Genomic DNA, 21,691 nt, shown 5'->3' on the forward strand with positions numbered 1-21,691 from the left:
GGCCGGGTGGAGATTAGACTGGCGGCGTGCGCACGCGACCGACGCTGACCTGGGCCGGACCTGGAGAACCGCTGCCGCGCACGGGCACGGTCGCCGACGTGGCCGAGGTCGTCTCCGGGCGGCGGGTGCTCGTGCTGAGCGGCGCGGGCCTCTCCACCGAATCCGGCATTCCTGACTACCGCGGCGAAAGCGGCAGCCTTCGCCGGCACACGCCCATGACGTACGGCGATTTCGTCGCCAGCGAGGCGGGCCGCCAGCGGTACTGGGCGCGCAGCCACCTCGGCTGGCGCACCATCGCGCGGGCCGCGCCGAACGTCGGGCACCACGCCGTTTCCGCGCTGCGGGCGGGCGGCTGGCTCTCCGGCGTCATCACGCAGAACGTCGACGGGCTGCACCGCGCCGCCGGCACCCCGGGCGTGGTCGAACTGCACGGCAACCTCGACCGCGTCGTCTGCCTCGACTGCCGCCGCACCTCCGCGCGCGAGGAGCTCGACGACCGGCTGCGCGCGGCCAACCCGGATTTCGGCGCCGTGGCAACGCGGATCAACCCGGACGGCGACGTCGAACTGGCCGAGGACGTCGTCCAGACCTTCCGCACTGTCCCCTGCGCGAGCTGTTCCGGTGTGCTGAAACCGGACGTGGTGTTCTTCGGCGAGAACGTGCCGCGCGCCCGCGTGGAACGGTGCTACCGGATGGTCGACGAGGCGGCCGCGGTGCTGGTGCTGGGTTCTTCGCTCACGGTCATGTCCGGCTTGCGATTCGTCCGGCGGGCCGCGAAATCCGGCAAACCCGTCGTGATCGTCAACCGCGGCCAGACCCGCGGCGACGAGCACGCGGCGGTGCGCGCCGACCTGCCGCTCGGCCCCGCGCTCGCCGAGCTGCTGGCCATGCTGGAAATCTCGTTGCCCGGCGCGACGGCGGCTGGATAAGCTTCGAGCACTCCGATGGGCCGGTCCTCGGAAGTACGCCGCAGAACGGACCGGCCAGCCTGAAGACACCCCGGGCGCAGGAGCGGGCGGCAACCTTTGTTGTTGTCGACCCGTTTACCCGGAGGTTCCCCGATGTCCATCGGCATTGGCCTGCCCATCAGCGACCCCGCCGCCCTGCTCAAGTGGGCGCGGCGCGCGGACGCCGGCCCGTTCAGCACGCTCGGGCTGCTCGACCGGCTCGTCTACCACAATCCCGAACCGCTCACCGCGCTCGCCGTGCTGGCCGGCGCGACCACCCGCGTCCGGCTGCAGACCGAGGTCCTGCTCGCCCCGCTGCGCGAGACGGCGCTGCTCGCCAAGCAGGCCGCCACGCTCGACCTGATGAGCGGCGGCCGGTTCGTGCTCGGCCTCGGCGTCGGCGGCCGCGGGGACGACCACCACGTCGCCGGCACCCCGCTGCGCGAGCGCGGCCGCCGCTTCGACCAGCAGCTCGCCGACCTGTCCCGGCTGTGGTCCGGCGAACCGCACAGCGCCGAAGCCGGTCCGATCGGCCCGGCTCCCGCCCGCGAAGGCGGTCCGGAAATCCTGATCGGCGCGTTCAAACCCAAGGCGCTGGCCCGCGTCGCCCGCTGGGGCGACGGCCTGCTCGCCGCCGCTCCGCCGTCGTGGGCGGGCGGGTTGTTCGACACTGTGCGCCGCGACTGGCAGGAGCTCGGCCGCAAGGGCGAGCCGCGCCTTGTCGCGCAGGTGAACGTCGCGCTCGGCCCGGATTCCCTCGTGGACGAAGCCAAAAAGGCGATGTACGCGTACTACGAATTCACCGGAATGGCGGAGCAGATGGTGAGCGGCATGCTCACCGCAGCCGACGACATCCGGGCCGCGATCCGCGCGTACCGCGATCTCGGCGCGGACGAAGTGATGCTGTACTGCTACGGCGGCGATCCCGACCAGGTCGACCGGCTCGCCGACCTCGCCTGAGCAGCTGACCTCTGCTGAACAAGAGCGGAAGTAAGCTCGCGCCATGCAGGCAGCGACGCTTCCCGGCGGCCCGTCCGCGCCCCGCCCCGGAACTGCCCGCCGACGGGGATGACGGGCGAGCCTTCCGGGCGGGCCCCCTGGTTCGCCGCGCACCCCCGGCGAAGTTTCCTGCTGGGGGCCGGCGCGGCGATCGCCGGTTCGGGCGCGCTCGCCGCCGCGCTTTCCCGTCCCGCGCCCCCGGTGGCGCGGGACGGGTTCGGCGCGGACTGGCTTTTCGGCCCGTTCGTGCCCGGCAGCACCGATCCGGACTTCGACGACGGCGAGATGGCGCTGGTTTCGGTGCCGCACTGCGTCGTTCCGCTGTCCTGGCAGGACTGGGAGCCGTCGGACTGGCAGCGCGTCTGGGTGTACCGGCAGCATTTCCTCGCGCCCGCGCAGCTGCGCCGGAACCGGGCTTTCCTGCGGTTCGACGGGGTGCTCAGCGCCGCGACGGTGTATCTCAACGGCCGCCGCGTCGCCATGCGCAGCGGCGGTTACCTGCCGCTGAGCTGCGAGGTGACTGGCCTGCTGACCGACAAGGACAACGTGCTCGCGGTGGTCGTCGACGGGCGCTGGCAGCAGAACACGCCGCCGGATCTGCCGGAATTCCCGAACCCGACCGCCATCGACTTCTACCAGCCGGCCGGGCTGTACCGCGACGTCCAGCTCACGGGCGTGCCGCAGACCTATCTGTCCGATGTGTACGCGCAGCAGATCGCCGTGCTGACGCCGAATCGCGAGGTGCTGCTGCACTGCACGGTGGATTCGGCGAAGGCGGTCAAAGGCCCGGTCCGGCTCACCGCCGAGCTCAGCCAGCACGGTGCCGAGGTGGCATCGTCCTATACCGATCTCACCGGACTCCCTAAGGGAAACACCGAGGTCACAGTGTCGCTGCAAGGCCTCGACGCGGTGCAGCTGTGGGATCTCGACGACCCGGTATTGTGCGACATCCTCGTCACGCTCGCCGTCGACGGCCGGAAAGTGCACACGTACCCGGTGCGCACCGGGCTGCGCGACGCCCAGTTCACTGTGGACGGTTTCCGGCTGAACGGGAAGCCGCTCAAGCTGTTCGGGCTCAACCGGCACCAGTGGTACCCGTTCGTCGGCGGCGCGATGCCGGATCGGGTGCAGCGCCGTGACGCTCAGCTGCTGAAGGAAGAGCTGAACTGCACGATGGTCCGCTGCTCGCATTATCCGCAGGCCACGGCGTTTCTCGACGCCTGCGACGAACTCGGCCTGCTGGTGTGGGAGGAACTGCCGGGCTGGGATCACGTCGGCGACACGGCGTGGCAGGAGCTGGCGGTGCGCGACGTGCACGACATGATCGTCCGCGACCGCAACCATCCGTCGATCATCGTGTGGGGCACCCGGGTGAACGAGACACTCGGCCAATACGCCCTGTACGGAAGGACCGATCAGCTCGCCGCGGAACTCGACCCGATGCGGCCGTGCACCGGTGCCGTCGCGGGCGAACGCGGCTACGTTTCGCCGCTGTACCCGGTGAAAGCGGCCGGCGGGGTGTTCTCCTTCAACGACTACAGCCGCCCGCGGCCGGCTGGTTCTCCTCCCCCGCTGCGCCCGCCGCGACGCGGAGTTCCTTATCTGGTCAGCGAAGCGATCGGCACGCTCGTCGGCTCAGCGTACTTCCGCCGGACGGATTCCCTCGCGGTGCAACGGGAACAGAGCATGCTGCACGCCTGGGTGCACGACCACGCCGCGTCCGATCCGCGGTACAGCGGCCTGCTCGGCTGGTGCGGTTTCGACTATCCGTCCGGCTGGTATCACCACTATCGCGGCGTGAAATACCCCGGCGTGATGGATTTCTTCCGCATCCCCAAACTGGGCGCGGCTTTCTACCGCGCCCAGCGGGATCCGTCCCGCGGCGCGGTGATCGAACCGGCCTTCTACTGGGATTTCGGCCCCGGTTCGCCGCCGGGCGGACCGGGCCGCGACGCGATCATCTGGTCTAACTGCGAGGTGCTGGTGGTCACCGTCGCGGGCAAGCGCCCGATCACCGTGCGGCCGGATCGCGCACGGTTCCCGCACCTGGCGTACCCGCCGTTCTCAGTGGATCTGCGGGTGAACGGCCGGACGCGCCCCGAGTTGACCATCGAAGGCCGGATCGGCGGGCAAACCGTGCTGCGCAGGCGATTCAGCGCGGACCCGGCGTACGACACCATCGCGGTGACCGCCGACGACGACCAGATCATCGCCGACGGCGCGGACACCACCCGGGTCGCGCTGCGCTCGCTCGACCGTTACGGCGCACCGCGTCCGCATGCCCGCGGGGTGCTGGCCGTCGCAGTGAAGGGCCCCGGCGTGCTGATCGGCGACCCTTACCTGGATTTCGGCGCCGTCGGCGGCGCGGCGGCGGTGTGGGTGCGGTCGATGCGCGGCACTCCCGGGACGATCACCGTGAGTGCCACGCATCCGTTCGTCAACACCGGAACTGCCACGATCGAGTCCTTGTGAGTGTTCGTGCCGGTTCTCACCGGCTGGTCAGGACCGGCTGGTTAGCCACGCACGACCCTCACCACACCACCGGCACCTGCGAAACCCCGCCCGTCAGCCGGTTCGCCCGCACCTCCAGCTCGTCGGCGGGCACCGCGAGCCGCAGATTCGGGAAGCGGCGGAACAACGTCGTGAACACCACGCGCAACTCCGTGCGCGCAAGGCTCGCCCCGATGCAGAAGTAACCGCCGTAGCCGAACGCGATGTGGGAGTTGGGTTTGCGGTCCGCGTCGAACTCGTGCGCGTCCGCGAACACCGACGGGTCACGGTTGGCTGAAGCGGTCGAGATCATCACCGCGTCGCCGCGCGGGATGCGGACGCCGCCGATTTCCACATCCTCGTGCGCGTACCGAAGCAAGCCGAGCCCGCCAGGCGCGGACATCCGCAGGATTTCCTCGACGGTGGCGTGCACGCGCGCTTCGGGGTCGGCGGCCAGCGCGTCGCGGCGGGCGAGGTCGGTGAGCAGGAACAGCACGCCGAGGTCGATCCGGTTCGACGTGGTCTCGTGGCCGGCGAAGAGCAGTCCCGCGGCGAGCCTGCCGAGGTCGTCGTCGGTGAACGTCGGGTCGTCGGCCTGCGCGGCGACCAGGTCCGACACCACGTCCTGGCCCGGGTTCGCGCGTTTCGTGTCGGCGAGGCCGGACATGTAGGCGGTGAACTCGGTCATCGCCACCTCGGCGTCGCCGCCGCTGTCGAGCACGCCGATGCGGTCGGAGAGGTCGCGGAACTTCTCGCGGTCCTCGTACGGGACGCCGAGGAGTTCGCAGATCACCAGCACGGGCAAGGGAAACGACAAATGCTCGTGCAGATTCGCCGGCGAGCCCGCGGCCTCCATCCCGTCGAGGCACCGGTCCGCGAGTTCCTGGATCCGGCTGCCGAGCCGGCGCATCCGGTTCGCCGAGAACGCCGGGACCAGCAGGCGGCGCAGCCGGGCGTGTTCCTCTTGCTCGGTCTCGAAATCGCCCTGCGGCCCGTTCAGCACCGCGGCGTCGGAGACGGCCGAGGCGTCCTCGGGATGCGGGTGCGAACGGCCGAACCGGTTGTCCGCGAACACTTCCCGCGCCTGCTCGTAGGCGGTGACGAGCCAGGCCGGGTCGCCCGCCGGAGTCGTCACCGGGACGATCGGGCCTTCGCGGCGCAGGACTTCGTACAGCGGCGCGATGTCCAGGACGTTCGGCCTGGCGAAAGGCAGCTTGGTTGGGGTCGACATTCGGGATCCTCCTCGGTCAGCCCGCCCGCGTGCGCAACGACGCGAGCCAGTCCTGTTCGTTCTCCGCGCGGCGCTGGACCTCGGCCAGCACGAGCCTGCTCCACGGGTCGGTCTGCCCCGCGCCGAGCTTCGCGATCCGGTCCCGCTGCGCCGCGACAGCGGTCTCCCTGGCGTCCAGCACCCGCAGCCGTTCCTCCGGGGCGAGCCTGCCGAATCCCGCCAGCCGCGCCAGAAACTCGGCCGGATCGCCCGCCAGCTCCGGCGGCAGGTCGGCGAGCAGATCGTGCAGCAGCTCCCGCCCGACGTCGGTGATCGTGTAAACGTGCCGCGGCGGCCGCCCCTCCTGCGGCTCGGCGGTCCGGGTCACCGCGCCCGCTTCGGCGAACCGTCGCAGCGCCGGGTAGAGCGAGTTGTTCGACAGCGCGCGACCGCTGGATTCCTCGACCTGCTTGCGCAGCTCGTACCCGTGCCACGGCCGCTCGGCGAGCTTCGCGAGCAGGAGCACGTCGATCCACACATAGGTCACCGTAACCTAGGGTCCCGTTACCCGGCAACGTCCGAACGGCGGAGGCCGGAAGAAGATCTCGGGCCCTTTTTTGTCGGTGCGTCCCGGTACGGTCGGGTTCGACCGATCCGGAGGGGGATCTCCATGTCAGACCACGTTCGCTACGGCCTCTACCTGCCGCCGTTCGGCCCGCTCGGCGACCCGGAGGCGTTGGTCGACCTGGCAGTCCGGGCCGAAGCCGCCGGCTGGGACGGCGTGTTCCTGTGGGACCACGTGGTGCCCGCGATGCCGCCGATCGCGGACACCTGGACCACCCTGGCCGCGATGGCGCAGGCGACGAGCCGGGTGCTGCTGGGCCCGATGGTCACGCCGCCGAGCCGCCGCCGTCCGTGGGTGCTGGCCCGCCAAGCCGCCACCGTCGCACGCCTCTCGCGCGGGCGATTGATCCTGGGAACCGGCATCGGCTCCGACGAAACGGGCGACTTCAGCCGCTTCGGCGATCCGTCCTCGCCCGGCGCTTTGTCGTCCCGGACCGACGAGGCGCTGGAGATCGTCCGCGCAATGTGGGCAGGGAAGGCCGTTGAGCACCGGGGCCCGCACTACCAGGTGAGCCTGGACGCCGCCGATCCGGAGCCCTATCGCATTCCGGTGTGGACAGGCAGCACGACGCGGCACCCGCGAGTCTTGGAACGTGCCGCCGCGAGCGACGGGATCTTCCCGGACCCGGGCCCTCAGCCGCCCTCGCCCTCGGCGTTGGCCAGCCTGGTCGCCCAAGTCCGGCCAACGGACCGCCCTTACGACGTCGCGGTCTCCGGCAACGCCAGCCCGGCATGGGAAGACCCGAGCGAAGTGGATCTCGCGGCGCTCGCCGAGGCGGGGATGACGTGGTGGATGGAATCGCTGATCCACTTCGACCGGCTGGAGCTCTCGCTGACCGTCGTGGACGCCGGGCCGCCTCGGATCGGGGGCTAGACGGGGTTCGATCGGGGGATTTCGGAAGCCGCGCCGTTCTCGCTGTCGAAGCTGGAGGAGGCCAGCACGAGCGCCTCTCCCGACGGCCACGGCCTTCCCGCGCAACGGATCTCCGCCGCCAGCGAGGTGCACGCCCCGCCCGGCCGGATTGTTCTTCGTCTGTCCTCACGGCTGCCGCCGCTATCCCACGCAAGGGATCTCCGACCCCTCGCGACGGCCGGAATGTTCTTCCCGGTTCCGTTCCCAGCCACCTCCCTCATCCCGCCGCCACAGACGTCGCCCGCCCGCCAGCAGACCGCCCTGACCCCGACCGACCGCCCTCCACCGCGCTTCTCCCAGCCTCGTCCGCACCCCACCGCAACAGACCTCCCCCCACCAGCCAGCAGAACGTCCCGACCCGACCGGACCGCCCTTCGCCCGCACCTCTCCCAGCCACCGCCCCCACCGCACCCAAACGCCTCAACCCGACCGGACCGCCCTCGACTGGTGCCTCTCCCAGCCGCCTCCCCCATCCCGCCGCCACAGACCTCGCCCGCCCGCCAGCTGAACTCTTGCACGCGGAGCGTGCGCCCCGACCCAACCGGATCGCCCCTCACCCGCACCTCCCCCACCCCACTGCGCCAGACCTCCCCCACCCGCCAGCACAACGCACCAACCCAACCGGATTGCCCTTCACCGGCCCCGTTTTCGGCGCGCGCAGCGTCGGCCTCCCCCGCGGTCGTCCGATCGTTCAACAACCGCCCGGCCCTTACCGTCCCGACCTGCGGCGGCCGTGCTCGCAGGGCGACCGGTTGCCGTCCGTCCCCCTTCGGCGGCTTCCCTGTGCGGCGGAGGGGAGCTACCGTGGAGGGTGGTTGAGCCTCCAGCCACCGTGATTCGTCCCGCGCGCCGGGATGCCCGGGGCCGGCCGGTCCGGCATTCCGCCGCAGCCCTGTGCGCGGCTCAGAGAGAGTGCCGTGATGACCGCCGCGCACAGTGCCCGACTGACCGCTCTTCCCCCGCCGGATCCGACGGGGATGCTCCGGCTGCGCGTCCGCCACCCCGCGCCGGGGACGGCCGTCGTCGAGGTCGCCGGGGAGGTTGACCTCGCTACCGCGCCTCGGCTGGCCGAGGTTGTCGAGTCCAGGCTGCGCAGCACGGTCAGCCTGGTGATCGTCGACCTTCGCCGCACGACCTTCCTCGGCGTCGCCGGGCTTCGCGTCCTGATCCGGCTGAAGCTGCTCGCCGCGGGGGCGGAGACCGATTTCTACGTCGACCCGGGCACCGCGCCCACGGTCCGGCGTTTGCTCTCGCTCTTCCCCCTGGACTGCGCACGCTCCGGCGCCGCCGAGGGGCTCACCGAGATCCCGCTGCCCCGACCGGCCGAGAAAGCTTGACCGTCCACTGAGGACACCCAGGACGCCGAGAACTACATCAGACACCGCGCAGGCGGCGCGAGCTTGAGCACAACCGCACCCCGGGGGCCGAAGCGGAATTCATCCCGCCGCGGCGAACCTGCCGCTGCCGAGGCCTGCCCCGGCAGCCAAGAGCCGCAGTCTCCTGCCCAACCGCCCCACAGCGGCATCACCCATGACTTCACTGGCCACACAAGGCAATCCCGGCGACAAACCGTGTTCCACGGAGCCTCGCCGCACCTTCTCCCCACGGACCGCGATCAGGCGTCCGGATCCCGGAAATCCTCCGGACTCACGTCGTCCAGCAAATCCCGGAACCGCCGGATCTCGTCCTCGGCGGCCTCCGCCGGTTCCTCCAGATCCGCCGCGGCCTCGAGCGCCGAGCCGAGCGACGCCTCGTCCCCCGCCGCGACAGTCACGTCGACCGCCGCCTCGTCCAGCACCGCTTCGGCGACCTCCAGGGGGGCGTGGGTCCGCAGCCCGATCGCGATCGCGTCGCTCGGGCGGGCCGAGACCCGCACGCCGCCGGTCAGGACGAGGTCCGCGTGGAAGATGCTGTCCAGCAGCTGGGTGATCTCGATCCGCTCCACGCGCTGGCCCAGCGCCGCCAGCACCTCGATGATCAGCTCGACCGTCCCCGGCCTCGCCGACACGACCTGTTCCTGCGCGGCGGCCAGTTCCTGCGCTTCCGGCGCGCCGATGGTGATGGCGAGCCACCGGCGCGAGCCCGATTCCTCGCGCAGCAGCACGACCGGCGCCGACTCCTGCGCCACCACGGCCAGCCCCTGCACCCGCACCTGCACCATGGGGGTCACCCCGCTTCCGAAAAGGTTCTCCCTGCTGACTACCCAACGCCCGCCGGTTTGTCACGCGAAATCGCCGTCCGCCTCACCGGAGATTCACGCGCCGGAGCGCCCGGCCCGGCGCCGCGGTCCGGGAGAACGCGGCCGCAAACGTGCCCCTGCGCACAATTCGGGAATCCCGCCGCACGTGTCGATCGCGCCGCGCCTGGGTATGCGAAGGCCATGAACGACGAGGGACCCGGCGGCCGCGCCAGCGGCGGCATGCCAGCCGTGGACCGTTTGCTCGACGAGGTGATCGAGCTGCGGCTTCCGGCGGAGACGTACCAGATCCCGCTTGTCCGCATGCTCGCGCAGGCTGTCGCCGCGCGGGCCGACTACGGGCTCGACGCGATCGCCGACGCCAAGATGGCCGTCGACGAGGCGTGCGCCCAGGTCGTCTCGACGGCGGCCCCCGGCGCGGCGATGACCTGCCAGTTCACCGTCTCGCCCGACGGGATCCGGTTCGGCGTCAAGACCCGCACGCGCCATCCCGAGCCGCCGAGCGAGCGAAGTTTCGGCTGGCACGTGCTGACCACCCTGGCCGCGAACGTGTCGGCGCGGTGCGTGCCGGACCCCGCCGAAGACGGGTACGCGCTCACCCTCGACCTCGATCTGCACCGGGAGGGGAGCGGGTGAACCAGCAGCCGGTCACCCGCCACCGCGACGAATACGCGCACACCGCGCCGCTGTTCGAGGAGCTCGCCGCCCTGCCCGCCGACGACGGGCGGCGGCCGCGGCTGCGCGAACAGCTCGTCACCGAATTCCTGCCGGTCGCCGAGCACATCGCCACCCGGTTCACCGGGCGCGGCGAACCCCGCGAGGACCTGGTCCAGGTCGCCCGGATCGGACTGATCAACGCGATCGACCGGTTCACCCCGGACCGTGGCCCGGACTTCCTGTCCTTCGCCGTGCCGACGATCATGGGCGAGATCCGCCGGTACTTCCGCGACACCGGCTGGTCGGTGCGCGTGCCGCGGCGGCTCAAGGAACTGCACCTCGCGCTCAGCCGCGGTTCGGCCACCCTGTCGCAGACGCTCGGCCGCGCGCCGACGCCCACCGAGCTCGCCGAGCACCTCGGCCTGGAGCTGTCCGAGGTCCACGAAGGACTCGTCGCGGGCCACGCGTACCAGACCTTGTCCGTCGACAAGCCGGTGCACGACGACGCCGAACCGCTGCTGCTCGCCGACACGCTCGGCAGCGACGACCCGGAGATCGAGCACATCGAGAACCACGAGGCGTTGCAGCCGCTGCTGCGCGAACTGCCCAAGCGGGAGCGCGCGATCCTGGTGATGCGATTCTTCGGCGGCCTCACCCAGACGCAGATCGCCGAACAGGTCGGGATCTCCCAGATGCACGTGTCCCGGCTGCTGTCGCAAACCCTCGAACAACTGCGCGACAAACTCACCGGCGACCCCTGAGCATGCCCGCGACGGGGGTCGCCCGACCGGGCTTGATCCCGTTGCCGCACCTCTTCGCAGCTGCGACGATTCGAGTCCGTCCAGTACCTGAGGAGGGCCCGATGGCCTCGAGACTCAACCCCTACATCAGCTTCGCGGGCAACGCGCGCCAGGCGATGGAGTACTACCACGGCGTATTCGGCGGCGACCTGGCGCTGAACACCTACGGGGAGGCCGGTGCCCCTGCGGAGGCCGGCAACGCGGACAACGTCATGCACGCGATGCTGGAGGGCGGCAACGGGTTCACGCTCATGGCCTCCGACGTCCCGCCGGGCATGGAGCACAACCCGGGCACGAACATCTCGATCAGCCTCAGCGGCGACGACGGCGACCTGCTGCGCGGCTGCTGGGAAAAGCTGTCCGACGGCGGAACGGTGACGGTTCCGCTGGAGAAGCAGATGTGGGGCGACGAATTCGGCGCCTGCACCGACCGGTTCGGCATCTCCTGGATGGTGAACATCGGCCAGCCGGGCTGACCCGCCGGTCAGCCGTGCACCTCGACCTCGGCCCCCACCGGCAGCCGGTCGAAGAACAGCGCCGAATCCTCCTCGGTCAGGTGGATGCAGCCGTGCGACGGCCGGTCGAGCGGCCCGGCGTGGAAGGCGATGCCGCCCGCGGCGAAGAAGACCGAGTTCGGCATGTCGTCGCCGTACTCGTCGCTGCGGTGCACGCGGTCCTTCCACGCCACCTTGAACGTCCCGGTCGGAGTCGGCTGGCCGGGGGCGCCCGGTTGCATCGGGACCGAACGCACCACCGCGCCCTTCTCCAGCAGCCACGCCCGCCGCAGCGAGAGGCTGGCGCACGCGCCGGTGTCCACTGAGCACGGCGGGCGCGGCGGGGTGTGCGCGACCCTCGGCACGGGCAGCTCCGGCGACGGCGCCAGCGGCTGCCCGGCCGCCTGCGCCTCCGGCTCCGCCTGCGCGGCGCACCCGGCCGCGACCGCGGCCGTCCCGGCCAGCACCATCGCGACGATCTTCCCGCGCATCCGTCCGCTCCCGCCGTGCGTTCCACTGTGCTCTACGGGCGAGCGGGCCGGAAGGTTGCACCGATGACACGTCAACAACCGGTATCGTCGGCGGGCGACGACGAGGAAGTGAAGCGATGGAACTCGGCATCTACAGTTTCGGCGACCGGCCCGCCGACCCGGTGACCGGCGCGCAGGTCCCGGTCGCGCGGCGGCTGGCCGAAACGCTGGAGCGGATCCGGCTCGCCGACGAGCTCGGCCTCGGGTTCTACGGCCTCGGCGAGCACCATCTGGAACAGTTCGCGATCTCGAACCCGGCGACCGTGCTGGCCGCCGCGGCGAGCGTCACCGAGCGCATCACGCTCTCCAGCGCGGTCACCGTGCTGTCCACCGAGGACCCGGTGCGGGTGTACCAGCAGTTCACGACGCTGGACCAGCTCAGCCGCGGCCGTGCGGAACTGCTCGCCGGGCGGGGTTCGTTCACCGAGTCGTTCCCGCTGTTCGGAGCCGACCTCGCCGAGTACGACGAGCTGTTCGAGGAGAAGCTGGCCCTGCTGCTGCGGCTCGACCGAGAGGACCCGATCACCTGGTCCGGCCGGTTCCGCCCGCCGCTCACCGACGCGCACGTCTACCCGCGCCCGTACGGACGGCGGCTGCGGATTTCGGTCGGCACCGGCGGGCATCCGGAGTCGTCGGTGCGCGCCGGGCTGCTCGGCCTGCCCGTGGTGTACGCGGTGATCGGCGGCGAGCCGGAGCGGTTCGCGCCGCTCGTGGACCTCTACCGGCGGGCGGGCGAAGCGGGCGAGCACTCCCCCGGCGACCTGCACGTCACGATGAGCGCGATCGGTCTCGTCGCGGAGAATTCGCAGGACGCCAAGGAGAGTTTCTACCCGTACTGGCTGGAAACGATGAAGTACGGCGCGCGGGCCCGCGGCTGGCAGATCCCGACCCGCGCGGAGTACGACGAGTACACGCGGGACGCCACGGCGCTGTTCGTCGGCAGCCCCGACGAGGTCGCCGACCGGCTGATCGCCGTCGGGAAACTCACCGGGGCCGACCGCTACGCCATGCAGATGGACTGGTCCGGCGTGCCGCACCGCAAGGTCATGAAGGCGATCGAACTGCTCGGCGCCGAGGTCCTTCCGAGAATTCAGAAGGAATTCGGCGCCTGACTGTCCACTCAGGACTTCTTGCCGCCGAGAACCTGGTGCAGCGCCGCACCGTCGGGCACCCCGAGCCCGGTGCACGCGTCCCATCCGGCGGCGGCCGAGTACGCGCCGTTGCCGCCTTCGGTGATGTCGCGGAACCCCGGCTGCGCCTTGCCCGCGCCGACCCCGGCGTACAGCTTGCTGTGCACCAGCCCGAATCCGCGCCCGGACAGCTGCGCCAGCCTGGCCAGCAGCGCCGACCACAACGGCGCAACCGCGCTCGTGCCGCCGACCACGATCTGCTGTCCGTCGACGAGAACCTGGTACCCCGTCGAAGGATCCGCGTTGCCAGCGACGTCCGGGACGCCGCGGCCGGGCTTGCCGTCGCCCGCTCGCGGGGGCACGCCCGCGGCCTTCTGGAAGTCCGGCACTCCGAAAGCGTCGCTCACCCCGCCGCCGGTCGCGCCGCCGCCGGAGGTGTTCCAGACGGTTTCGGAGTTCACTGTGGACGGTGGGGTGCCGTCGAGCTTGGTGCCGCCGCAGGCGAGCGCGTGCGGGCTCGACGCCGGGAAATCGACGTGCTGCGCGCCGTCGGTCTGCCCGTCCGCGCTGCCGTTGTCGCCGGACGCGCAGCACACCGTCACCCCGAGCGCGGCGGCGTCGGCGAACGCCTGGTCCATCGCGGTGCGGGCCTGCGGCGTCCACTGGTCCTCGGACTGGCCCCAGCTGATGCTGACCGCGACCGGGGTCGGCGTCGCGTGCACCGCGGTGCTCACCGCGTCCAGGAAACCCTGGTCGGTGTTCGGCGCGAAGTACACGATCTGCGCGGCTCCCGGCGCGAGCGCACCGATCACCTCGACGTCCAGCAGCACTTCCCCGTCGGCCGAATTCGGGTCGCCGGTCGGCGCGTTCTTGCCGCCGTCGACCCCGGCCGCGGTGATCTTCGGCTCGGTGATCTTCAAGCCCGAGAAGTACTTCTTCAGGTCTTCCGGCTTGTAGCCGCCGCCGAGTTCGATCACCGAGACGGTCTGGCCGGTGCCGTCGGCGTCGGCCGGGAACCCGTAGAGCTGCCCGACCTGATCCGGCGTGTACCCCTTCGCGGCGGCTTGCTTGTGCAGTCGGAACTGCGCCCGCGCCTGTGGCCGCTCGTCGAGGCCGAGCACGGCGACCACGACGTCCCCGAGCGCGGCGGGCAGTTCCAGTTCCCCGCTGCGTGCGGCGAATTCGCCGGTCTCGCCGTGGCGGACCCGGTTCAGTTCGGTCTTGAACGCGGCAGTCATCGCGCGCGCCGGGCCGCGGACCGAGACGCGGCGCGAGCCGGCGTGCGCGTCGGTGACGGTGAGGCCGGCGTCGGTGAGGACGGTGCGCACCAGGTCGAGATCGTCGGCGGTGGCCCCGTAGCGCTCGGCGAAGTCCGCGGGAGCGAGCGGCTCGCTCAGCGCGGCGACGTCCAGATCGGCGCGCCGCCGCAGCACGACGGTCGCGGTGACGGTGGCGTCCGCGTCGAGCGGGCCGAGCACCTCGGCCTCGGACAGCGCGGGACGCAGGCTTCCGGATAGCGATACCCACTGTGAGTCTGTCATCACTCCATGGTCTCCCCGTCGCGGCCCGCACACCACCGTCGTATCCCCCGTCCGGAGGCAGAACCTGTCCGGTTTTTTGTCGACCCGATGGCCGGGACCGCGGATGCCTGGCCGTGCGGGCGCGCGCACAGTGTCTCCATGAAACGGATCCTGACTCTTGCCACGGCCGCCGTGCTCACGCTGAGCGCGGTCACCGCGTCGAGCAGTGCCGAGGGCGACCTGGCCGCGCACGGCTGGGTGGGCACGTGGGCGGCGGCACCCGCGGCCGCCGTGGCGAACACGCCGCAGGGGTATCCGAACTACTCGATCCGCAACGTCGTGCACACCAGCGCGGGCGGAAACCAGGCCAGGGTAAGGCTTTCCAACACCTTCGGCACCGCGCCGCTCGCCTTCGGCCACGTGACGCTCGCCGTCGCCGCCGACGGGCCGCGCGCCGCCAGCGGCACCATGCGCACGCTGACGTTCGGCGGACAGTCCACAGTGGTCGTTCCGCCCGGAGCCGAGGTGCTGAGCGACCCGGCGTGGCTGCGCGTCCCGGCCGACGCGAACCTGCTGGTGACCACCTACGTGCCCACGCCCTCCGGCCCGGTCACTTACCATCCGCTCGCCCAGCAAACGTCGTACTTCACCCGCGCCGGCGATTTCGCGGGCGAGGAATCCGGCGCGTCGTTCACCGAGCAAACCGCGGTGTGGCACTACGTCAGCGAGGTCGACGTCCGCGGACCGGCGCGCGGCACCGTCGTGACGCTCGGCGATTCGATCACCGACGGCTCGCACTCCACCCCGGGCGCGAACCGGCGCTGGCCGGACAAGCTGAGCGACCGGCTGCACGGACAGCTCGGCGTGCTCAACGCGGGGATCAGCGGCAACCGGCTGCTGCTCGACGGCGGCACCTCAGGCCGCAACGCGCTCGCCCGGCTCGCCGACGACGTGCTGACCAGCGGCGACGTCCGCACGCTGATCGTGCTGGAGGGCATCAACGACATCCAGCAGAACCCGCACCAGACCGATCCGGCGATGATCGTCTCCGCGCTGCGGCAGATCGTCGCGCAGGCCAAGGCGCAGGGCATCCGGGTCATCGGCGGCACGCTGACGCCGTTCAAGGGCTGGAAGGTCTACGACGCGACGCTGGAGAAAACCCGGCAGGCCGTGAACACCTTCATCCGGACCAGCGGGATCTACGACGGCGTCGTCGACTTCGACGCGGCCGTCCGCGATCCCGCCGATCCGCTCGCGATGCTCCCCGCCTACGACTCCGGCGACCACCTGCACCCGAGCGACGCCGGATACCAGCGGATGGCGGACGCGGTGCCGCTCACTCTCCTGTGACCGCCACGAGCGGCTTGCGCGGGAACGCCAGCACGGCGAGGAGACTGAGCACGCCGACGCCCACCATGTACAGCGAAACGGACAACGACGTCCCGGTCGAGCTCTGCAGCGAGGCCGCGATCAGCGGGGCGAACCCGCCGCCCAGCACCGCACCGACGGCATAGGCGAACGACGATCCGCTGTAGCGGAACCGGGATTCGAACAGCTCCGAGAACAACGCCGACTGCGGCCCGTAGGTCGCGCCGAGCCCGATGTTCAGCACCACCACCGCGACGATCAGCAGCCACGGTTTCGCGGTGTCCACGAGCAGGAAGAACGGGATCGACCAGACCACCAGCAGCACGGAACCCGCCAGATAGACCGGTTTCCGCCCGACCGAGTCCGACCAGATCGCCGCCGCGACGATGCTCGCCAGCCACACCACGCTGCCGACGATCACCACGACGAGCATCGTCGTGCTGGACAGCTTCAGCACCGAAGTACCGTACGACAGCAGGTAGGCGAAAAAGATGTAGCCGAGCGCGGTGTTGGCGATGAAGCTGACCGCCGCGGCGAGCACCTGCTTCGGCCGCGCACGCAGCACCTCCACGATCGGCAGCTTGCTGCGCTCGCCGGTGCTGCGCAGCTTCGCGAACACCGGGCTTTCCTCCACGCGCAGCCGGATCACCAGCCCGACCGCCACCAGCACGAGGCTGACCAGGAACGGGATCCGCCAGCCCCAGGACCGGAACTGATCCGGCGACAGCGAGTTGTTGACCAGGAAGAACACCAGCTGCGCCAGGATCAGCCCGGCCGGGACGCCGATCTGCGAGAAAGATCCGTACCGCCCGCGTTTGCCTTCCGGAGCGTGCTCGACCGCCATCAGCGCCGCGCCGCCCCACTCGCCGCCCGCCGAAATCCCTTGCAGCACACGGAGAACGACGAGCAGGATCGGCGCGATCACGCCCGCCTGGTGGTACGTCGGCAACGCCCCGACACCCGCGGTCGCGAGCCCCATCAGCACCAGCGACGCGACCAGCATCGCCTTGCGCCCCACCCGATCGCCGAAGTGGCCCCAGACGATCCCGCCCAGCGGCCGCGCGACGAACCCGACGCCGAGCGTCGCGAACGCGGCGAGCGTGCCGGACGACGGGGACAGCGACGGGAAGAAGAGCTTGTTGAAAACCAAGGCGGTCGCCGTGCTGTAGGCGAAGTAGTCGTACCACTCGATCGTCGTCCCGATCGCGCTGGCGAGCGCCACCCGCCGGACCCGTCCCGCCGTGTTCACGTCCTGCTCAAGCACCACTGCCGAGCCCCCTTCTCGTTCAGGCGCGTCATCTTGGCACGGCGGCTCCCCTCCGGTCGACCACCGGAAGGCGGGGGCTTCGCCCGTCCGGCAGCGGCAAGGACAGCCGGCCGCCCGCCGAGACCGCCTAGCCCGCCTTCGCGATCAACTCCTCCGCCACCCACTCCGCGACCCCAGCCGGAAACGGCGCCGACAGTCCGAGCACCACATGGCCGAACCCGGCTTCCAGCGCCTCCCCGATCGCCGCCCGGGTGAGCGCGGGCTGGTCGTACGACACCGGCAGGTGGATCGAGCGCGTGATCTCCGCCGGGTCGCGGCCGATTTCCGCGCAGTACTCGTCCAGCATCGCGTTGCGTTCGACAGCGTCCGCGATGTCCCCGCCGGGGATGTTCCAGACGTCGGCGTGCTCGGCGACCACCCGCAGCGTCGCGCGGGCCCGGCCGCCGATGACGAACGGCGGATGCGGGCGCTGCACCGGCTTCGGGTTGCCGAACGCGCCGGTCAGCTGAACGTGTTCACCGGCGAAATCGAACGGCTGGTCCTCCGTCCACAGCTTCCGGATCACCGTGCACGCCTCGGCGAACCGGCCCACCGCGTCGGCGGTTTCCAGATACGGCAGGCCGTGCGCTTCGTACTCCCGGCGCGCCAGCGGGTGACTCGGCCGCGAGCCGACGCCGACGCCGAAATCGAGCCGTCCGCCGGACACGACGTCGACGGTCGCGGCGATCTTCGCCAGCATCGCCGGCGGGCGGAACCGGTTGCTGGTCACCAAAAGCCCGAGGCGGAGCCGTTCGGTCTGCGCGGCCAGTGCCGAAAGCAGCGTCCAGCCCTCGAAAATCGGCCCGTCCGGTTCTCCCGCGATGGGGAGGAGATGGTCGAACAGCCAGGCGTGCTCGATGGACGGGATCGCGTCCGCTTCGCGCCAAACCTGCTGCAGCGAGGCGTACGTGGTCTGCATCGGCGCGGTCATGATGCCGAACCGCGGTTTCGTGGTCATCTCGGGAAGTCCTTTCACTCGTGCGATTCGACGCGGCCGAGCGGGCTGTCTTCGATCCCGGCCCAGCTGTCGTCGCCCGGGATGAGCGCGCTGCGGAGGTACGCCGTGGTCAGGCGCTGCTGCAGTGCGACGCGTTCGGGGCTTTCGTCGGTGGTTTCCTTGGCCTCGTAGCCCGAGATGCCGCCGAGCGAATGCTCCGCGCCGAAGAGCGTCAGCAGGCTCTTCTCCCCCGGGCTGAGCCGGTACGCGTCGGTGAACCAGTCCGGGCCGCGCACGGACAGCATCGAATCGTCCTGGTCCCCCGCGATGATCAGCGCGGGTGCCTTCAGGTTGTCGAAATTCGGGCTCATGAACGGGAAATGCTCGGCCGCGAACGGCGACAGGTCCGCGCCGCCGGTGCCGGTGAGCGCGAACAGCACGCCGGCGGTCACGCGCGAATCGGACAGATCCTCGCCGACACTGCCGTCCGCCTCGACAACGCGCGCGCCCAGCAGCATGCTCGCCGACTGCGCGCCCCACGAATGCCCAGCGACGGCGATCCGGCTGTGGTCGACTCGCCCGCTGAGCCCAGGCAAGGCCGCCTCGACGGTGTCGAGCTGGTCGATGACGTGCCGGAGGTCCTCGACCCGCAGCCGCCAGATGTCCGGCGTGCGCGGGTCTTCCGCGGGCAGCGCCCGGGTCCGCGAATCGAGGTGAGTCGGTTGCACGACAACGAATCCGTGCGCGGCCCAGTAGTCGGCGAGCGGACCGTAACTGTCGAGGGACTGGCTGAATCCGTGCGAGAACACGATCACCGGAAGATCCCGGCCGGACGCCGGGGCGGACACGCGCACCGGCAGATCCTCGCCGCGGCCCGGCGCGTCGAGCCGCACCGGTTTGACCGAAACGACCGGAGTCGCGGGCTGTACTGCAGACATGGGAAGTACCTTCTTTCGCCGTCGGGCGCGAGGATGTGGTGGCCGGCGACCCGATCTGGCATCATGAGCAAACGGAACGTTGCTCCGGTAACTATACGGAACACTGTTCCGCTTGTCTAGCGGCGGCACGCGGAGGGAGTGGCACGTGGGTGAGAACGCGGGAGCCCGGGCGAAACGGGCGGACGCCCGGCGCAACGAGAAAACCCTGCTCGACGCGGCGTCGGCGGTGTTCGTCGAATCCGGCGTCGACGCGCCGGTGCGCGACATCGCGACCAGGGCGGGCGTCGGCGTCGGCACGATCTACCGGCACTTCCCCACCCGCGCGGACCTGATCATCGCGGTGTACCGGCACCAGGTCGAAGCGTGCGCGGACGCGGGGCCGAAACTGCTGGCGGACACCGAGTCCCCGCACGCCGCGCTCGCGCAGTGGATCGACCTGTTCGTCGACTTCCTCGTCACGAAGCACGGGCTGGCCGGGATCATGCAATCCGACCACAGCGGGTTCGAGGCGCTGCACGCGTATTTCCTCGACCGGCTTGTGCCGGTGTGCACTGAACTGCTCGACGCCGCCGCGAAGGCCGGAGAAATCCGCAACGATCTGGAGGCTGTGCACCTGATGCGCGGTGTCGGGAACCTGTGCATCGGCGCGGAGGCCGACGACAGTTACGACGCGCGGCGCCTCGCCGGGCTGCTGATTACCGGGCTGCGGCAGGACAGGTGACGGGCTCCTAGACCGCGCGGCCGAGTCCGGACAGACCTGGCCGCGCCCGCTTCATCGCGCAGCCGGAACCTCGACCTCGTCCGGCCTCCGCTCCGGACGCAACCCCCGCCAAGCCGTGTGCCGCAGCCGGCCGTCCCCCGGCGTGAGGCGGCGGTACACCACCTCGCCGACCATCTCCGGGTTCAGCCAATGCGCGCCGCGCGCCCGGTCTCGCGGCACCTGGTCGGCGAACGGGCTTGTCTTGCGCTCCAACGGAATCAGCTGCGCCTGAAGGTCTTTGAGCATCGCGTCGGTGAAGCCGGTGCCGACGTCGCCCAGGTACCGCAGCTCCCCCGAATCCGGGTCGTGCGCGCCGAGCAGCAGCGCGCCGATCGTGCCTTCCCGGCGGCCCTGGCCCGGACGCCAGCCGCCCAGCACCACCTCGGTCGTCTGCACCAGCGGGTGTTTGAGCCATTCCGGGCTGCGCCGTCCCGGGTGATACCGCGACGTGCGGGCCTTCACCATCAGGCCTTCGAGCATCATTTTCCGCGCGACGTCCAGCAGCCCGGCCGGGGTCATGCCGTCTTCGGCGAGGTCACGGTGCCGGTACCAGGGCGTGATCGCGACCAGGCGCCGGTCCGGCGGCTCGATTTCGGCGAGGATCTCGCGGCGCTCCTCATACGGAGCGTCGAGCAGGCTCTCGCCGTCCAGGCTCAGGATGTCGAAGGCGAAGTACGCGACCGCCTGCCAGGTGCGGTTCTGCAGGAGCCCGAAATCGGGACGCCCGTGTTCGTCGAGGGCGACGATCTCGCCGTCCAGCACGGCCGGGCGGCCGCCGAGAGCGTCCCCGAGCGCGCCGGACAGCTGCGGGAACCTGGTGGTGAAGTCGTTGTCGTTGCGGCTGGTCAGCAACGTGGCCCCGTCCGGCGCGACGCGCATGGTCGCGCGGTAACCGTCCCATTTGAACTCGTAGGCGTACGCCGGATCGTCGCGCAGCGTGCCGCCGTCGGGCGACGCCAGCATCGGCTCGATCGCGGGCGGCATGCCGCGGGACGGTTCGGACATTCGGGCACCTCCGCGCACCACCGTAAGCCGAACCCGCCGGATCCGCCGCCGTAAGATGGCGAGGTCCACGATGGAGGGGGCCAGGACCGGTGCCGAGCAAGGATTTCGAACGGATCATCCGCAAGCTGCGCGAGGTCGAGCGTGGCAGCGGCCGCGACTACACGGCGTTCAGCGTGCGCGGCAAGCGCTTCGGCTACCACTGGCCGCGCACCGACACCGTCGGGCTGAAGCAGACCATCGCGGAACAGCAGGCGCTCGTCGCGGAGCGTCCGGACGTCTTCGAGGAGCAGTTCACCTCCGGCGGGTTCGGCTGGGTGGTGGTGCAGCTGAGCGGCATCGAGGCCGACGAGCTGGCCGAACTCGTGTACGAGGCGTGGCGGCTTTCCGCCCCGGAGGACCTGGCGGCCGAGGTTCCGCTGCCGCAGCTCTGACAATCCGGCATATCGGGTAACGACCCGGCGGGTTCCGGCGATCTTCTTCGTGTTCTGCGAGAAGGGGGTCTGCGGTGTCGCGGCGGTCGGTGCAGGTGCTGGTGGCGTTCGGGGTGCTGGCCGTGGGGGTGTTTCTGATCTGGCTGCCGCCTTCCGCCGCCGAACCCGGCCTCGAGTGCCTCCCGGGCCAGGACCAGCCCGCTTCGTGCGGCCCGTCCTACGCCAACCCTGCGGAGTGGGGCGAGGTTTTGGCCGCAGGGGCACTGCTGGCGCTGCTCTACCTGCGCTACCTCGCCGACCGCAAACAGGTGCTGTGACCCGGAGTCCACATCGGACCCGGCCGCCAGCCGGCCTCAGGGTGCGCGGCCTCTCGTCGCGCCGCCAGCACCGAAGTCCACATCGGACCGGCCTCGCACCGCCAGCCCCCTGGGACGC

22 protein-coding genes are annotated in these 21,691 nt (G+C 70.9%); 13 read left to right on the forward strand and 9 right to left on the reverse strand.

Translation table 11 applies throughout. The features are described 5' to 3' along the window. Window positions 1–26 precede the first annotated feature (26 nt). From ACFXI3_RS32745 to ACFXI3_RS32755, 3 genes are all read left to right on the forward strand, one after another. A complete protein-coding gene (locus ACFXI3_RS32745; RefSeq protein WP_344276736.1) occupies window positions 27–929 on the forward strand; it encodes an NAD-dependent protein deacetylase in 903 nt (300 codons plus the stop codon). 132 nt (window positions 930–1,061) lie between these two features. Then, window positions 1,062–1,907, forward strand: coding sequence for an LLM class flavin-dependent oxidoreductase (locus ACFXI3_RS32750; RefSeq protein WP_378404793.1), 846 nt, complete (start codon window positions 1,062–1,064; stop codon window positions 1,905–1,907). 108 nt (window positions 1,908–2,015) lie between these two features. After that, on the forward strand, window positions 2,016–4,418 hold the full coding sequence (locus tag ACFXI3_RS32755; RefSeq protein ID WP_378404795.1) for a glycoside hydrolase family 2 protein: 2,403 nt from the start codon (window positions 2,016–2,018) through the stop codon (window positions 4,416–4,418). 58 nt (window positions 4,419–4,476) lie between these two features. Here ACFXI3_RS32755 and ACFXI3_RS32760 read toward each other — a convergent pair whose 3' ends face one another. Further along, window positions 4,477–5,667 carry a cytochrome P450 gene (locus ACFXI3_RS32760; RefSeq protein ID WP_378404797.1) on the reverse strand — a complete coding sequence of 397 codons (1,191 nt, stop codon included), beginning with the start codon at window positions 5,665–5,667 and terminating at the stop codon, window positions 4,477–4,479. A 16-nt stretch (window positions 5,668–5,683) separates the two neighbouring features. Next, on the reverse strand, window positions 5,684–6,193 hold the full coding sequence (locus ACFXI3_RS32765; RefSeq protein WP_344276748.1) for a PadR family transcriptional regulator: 510 nt from the start codon (window positions 6,191–6,193) through the stop codon (window positions 5,684–5,686). Between the two features lie 123 nt (window positions 6,194–6,316). On the opposite strand from ACFXI3_RS32765, the gene ACFXI3_RS32770 reads away from it, so the two are divergent. Beyond that, window positions 6,317–7,144 carry an LLM class flavin-dependent oxidoreductase gene (locus ACFXI3_RS32770; RefSeq protein WP_378404799.1) on the forward strand — a complete coding sequence of 276 codons (828 nt, stop codon included), beginning with the start codon at window positions 6,317–6,319 and terminating at the stop codon, window positions 7,142–7,144. Between the two features lie 959 nt (window positions 7,145–8,103). Then, window positions 8,104–8,520: an STAS domain-containing protein gene (locus ACFXI3_RS32775; protein WP_344276752.1), complete on the forward strand. Its 417-nt coding sequence runs from the start codon at window positions 8,104–8,106 to the stop codon at window positions 8,518–8,520. A 278-nt stretch (window positions 8,521–8,798) separates the two neighbouring features. Here the strand turns inward: ACFXI3_RS32775 and ACFXI3_RS32780 are convergent, their stop codons facing one another. Then, window positions 8,799–9,344: a bifunctional nuclease family protein gene (locus ACFXI3_RS32780; protein WP_344276754.1), complete on the reverse strand. Its 546-nt coding sequence runs from the start codon at window positions 9,342–9,344 to the stop codon at window positions 8,799–8,801. A 219-nt stretch (window positions 9,345–9,563) separates the two neighbouring features. On the opposite strand from ACFXI3_RS32780, the gene ACFXI3_RS32785 reads away from it, so the two are divergent. The 3 genes from ACFXI3_RS32785 to ACFXI3_RS32795 all read left to right on the forward strand — a co-directional run bounded on the left by ACFXI3_RS32785 (window position 9,564) and on the right by ACFXI3_RS32795 (window position 11,313). Continuing rightward, window positions 9,564–10,016: an ATP-binding protein gene (locus ACFXI3_RS32785; protein ID WP_344276757.1), complete on the forward strand. Its 453-nt coding sequence runs from the start codon at window positions 9,564–9,566 to the stop codon at window positions 10,014–10,016. Beyond that, window positions 10,013–10,798, forward strand: coding sequence for a SigB/SigF/SigG family RNA polymerase sigma factor (locus ACFXI3_RS32790; RefSeq protein ID WP_344276760.1), 786 nt, complete (start codon window positions 10,013–10,015; stop codon window positions 10,796–10,798). The genes ACFXI3_RS32785 and ACFXI3_RS32790 overlap by 4 nt, the downstream gene beginning before the upstream one ends. A gap of 101 nt (window positions 10,799–10,899) precedes the next feature. Beyond that, window positions 10,900–11,313 carry a VOC family protein gene (locus tag ACFXI3_RS32795; protein ID WP_378404801.1) on the forward strand — a complete coding sequence of 138 codons (414 nt, stop codon included), beginning with the start codon at window positions 10,900–10,902 and terminating at the stop codon, window positions 11,311–11,313. Window positions 11,314–11,321: 8 nt separating this feature from the next. On the opposite strand, the gene ACFXI3_RS32800 is transcribed toward ACFXI3_RS32795, so the two are convergent. Continuing rightward, window positions 11,322–11,822, reverse strand: coding sequence for a L,D-transpeptidase (locus tag ACFXI3_RS32800; protein ID WP_378404802.1), 501 nt, complete (start codon window positions 11,820–11,822; stop codon window positions 11,322–11,324). Between the two features lie 116 nt (window positions 11,823–11,938). Between ACFXI3_RS32800 and ACFXI3_RS32805 the strand changes: the two genes are divergently transcribed. Then, window positions 11,939–12,973 (forward strand): LLM class flavin-dependent oxidoreductase, encoded by a 1,035-nt coding sequence (locus ACFXI3_RS32805; protein WP_378404803.1) that lies wholly within the window; start codon window positions 11,939–11,941, stop codon window positions 12,971–12,973. A gap of 8 nt (window positions 12,974–12,981) precedes the next feature. On the opposite strand, the gene ACFXI3_RS32810 is transcribed toward ACFXI3_RS32805, so the two are convergent. Continuing rightward, window positions 12,982–14,532: a protease pro-enzyme activation domain-containing protein gene (locus ACFXI3_RS32810; RefSeq protein WP_378404805.1), complete on the reverse strand. Its 1,551-nt coding sequence runs from the start codon at window positions 14,530–14,532 to the stop codon at window positions 12,982–12,984. 138 nt (window positions 14,533–14,670) lie between these two features. Here ACFXI3_RS32810 and ACFXI3_RS32815 point away from each other — a divergent pair, with 138 nt between their 5' ends. Then, on the forward strand, window positions 14,671–15,861 hold the full coding sequence (locus ACFXI3_RS32815; RefSeq protein ID WP_378404807.1) for an SGNH/GDSL hydrolase family protein: 1,191 nt from the start codon (window positions 14,671–14,673) through the stop codon (window positions 15,859–15,861). Here the strand turns inward: ACFXI3_RS32815 and ACFXI3_RS32820 are convergent. The 3 genes from ACFXI3_RS32820 to ACFXI3_RS32830 all read right to left on the reverse strand — a co-directional run bounded on the left by ACFXI3_RS32820 (window position 15,848) and on the right by ACFXI3_RS32830 (window position 19,060). Beyond that, complete coding sequence (locus tag ACFXI3_RS32820; RefSeq protein WP_378404809.1) at window positions 15,848–17,146, reverse strand: MFS transporter; 1,299 nt, start codon at window positions 17,144–17,146, stop codon at window positions 15,848–15,850. The two genes, ACFXI3_RS32815 and ACFXI3_RS32820, sit on opposite strands and share 14 nt — an antisense overlap. A gap of 127 nt (window positions 17,147–17,273) precedes the next feature. Continuing rightward, window positions 17,274–18,143 carry an LLM class flavin-dependent oxidoreductase gene (locus ACFXI3_RS32825; RefSeq protein ID WP_378404811.1) on the reverse strand — a complete coding sequence of 290 codons (870 nt, stop codon included), beginning with the start codon at window positions 18,141–18,143 and terminating at the stop codon, window positions 17,274–17,276. A gap of 14 nt (window positions 18,144–18,157) precedes the next feature. Beyond that, window positions 18,158–19,060, reverse strand: a complete 903-nt coding sequence (locus tag ACFXI3_RS32830) for an alpha/beta hydrolase family protein (protein WP_378404813.1) — start codon at window positions 19,058–19,060, stop codon at window positions 18,158–18,160. 145 nt (window positions 19,061–19,205) lie between these two features. On the opposite strand from ACFXI3_RS32830, the gene ACFXI3_RS32835 reads away from it, so the two are divergent. Next, entirely contained in the window at window positions 19,206–19,781 is a 576-nt protein-coding gene (locus tag ACFXI3_RS32835) for a TetR/AcrR family transcriptional regulator (RefSeq protein ID WP_378404815.1), read from the forward strand. Window positions 19,782–19,832: 51 nt separating this feature from the next. Here the strand turns inward: ACFXI3_RS32835 and ligD are convergent, their stop codons facing one another. Beyond that, window positions 19,833–20,825, reverse strand: a complete 993-nt coding sequence (gene ligD, locus ACFXI3_RS32840) for a non-homologous end-joining DNA ligase (protein WP_378404817.1) — start codon at window positions 20,823–20,825, stop codon at window positions 19,833–19,835. An 89-nt stretch (window positions 20,826–20,914) separates the two neighbouring features. Between ligD and ACFXI3_RS32845 the strand changes: the two genes are divergently transcribed. Together ACFXI3_RS32845 and ACFXI3_RS32850 are read left to right on the forward strand one after the other, a co-directional pair. After that, entirely contained in the window at window positions 20,915–21,256 is a 342-nt protein-coding gene (locus ACFXI3_RS32845; protein ID WP_378404819.1) for an MmcQ/YjbR family DNA-binding protein, read from the forward strand. Between the two features lie 74 nt (window positions 21,257–21,330). Continuing rightward, on the forward strand, window positions 21,331–21,573 hold the full coding sequence (locus tag ACFXI3_RS32850; RefSeq protein WP_378404820.1) for a hypothetical protein: 243 nt from the start codon (window positions 21,331–21,333) through the stop codon (window positions 21,571–21,573). Window positions 21,574–21,691 lie beyond the last annotated feature (118 nt).

The organism is Amycolatopsis sp. NPDC059235, from assembly GCF_042754125.1.
Taxonomy (GTDB): Bacteria; Actinomycetota; Actinomycetes; order Mycobacteriales; family Pseudonocardiaceae; genus Amycolatopsis; species Amycolatopsis albidoflava.

Coding starts and splice junctions, on each gene's coding strand:
- ACFXI3_RS32750 (WP_378404793.1), top strand. CDS start 1,062: ATGTCCATCGGCATTGGCCTGCCCATCAGCGACCCCGCCGCCCTGCTC.
- ACFXI3_RS32755 (WP_378404795.1), top strand. CDS start 2,016: ATGACGGGCGAGCCTTCCGGGCGGGCCCCCTGGTTCGCCGCGCACCCC.
- ACFXI3_RS32760 (WP_378404797.1), bottom strand. CDS start 5,667: ATGTCGACCCCAACCAAGCTGCCTTTCGCCAGGCCGAACGTCCTGGAC.
- ACFXI3_RS32770 (WP_378404799.1), top strand. CDS start 6,317: ATGTCAGACCACGTTCGCTACGGCCTCTACCTGCCGCCGTTCGGCCCG.
- ACFXI3_RS32775 (WP_344276752.1), top strand. CDS start 8,104: ATGACCGCCGCGCACAGTGCCCGACTGACCGCTCTTCCCCCGCCGGAT.
- ACFXI3_RS32780 (WP_344276754.1), bottom strand. CDS start 9,344: ATGGTGCAGGTGCGGGTGCAGGGGCTGGCCGTGGTGGCGCAGGAGTCG.
- ACFXI3_RS32785 (WP_344276757.1), top strand. CDS start 9,564: ATGAACGACGAGGGACCCGGCGGCCGCGCCAGCGGCGGCATGCCAGCC.
- ACFXI3_RS32795 (WP_378404801.1), top strand. CDS start 10,900: ATGGCCTCGAGACTCAACCCCTACATCAGCTTCGCGGGCAACGCGCGC.
- ACFXI3_RS32800 (WP_378404802.1), bottom strand. CDS start 11,822: ATGCGCGGGAAGATCGTCGCGATGGTGCTGGCCGGGACGGCCGCGGTC.
- ACFXI3_RS32805 (WP_378404803.1), top strand. CDS start 11,939: ATGGAACTCGGCATCTACAGTTTCGGCGACCGGCCCGCCGACCCGGTG.
- ACFXI3_RS32810 (WP_378404805.1), bottom strand. CDS start 14,532: ATGACAGACTCACAGTGGGTATCGCTATCCGGAAGCCTGCGTCCCGCG.
- ACFXI3_RS32815 (WP_378404807.1), top strand. CDS start 14,671: ATGAAACGGATCCTGACTCTTGCCACGGCCGCCGTGCTCACGCTGAGC.
- ACFXI3_RS32825 (WP_378404811.1), bottom strand. CDS start 18,143: ATGACCACGAAACCGCGGTTCGGCATCATGACCGCGCCGATGCAGACC.
- ACFXI3_RS32830 (WP_378404813.1), bottom strand. CDS start 19,060: ATGTCTGCAGTACAGCCCGCGACTCCGGTCGTTTCGGTCAAACCGGTG.
- ligD (WP_378404817.1), bottom strand. CDS start 20,825: ATGTCCGAACCGTCCCGCGGCATGCCGCCCGCGATCGAGCCGATGCTG.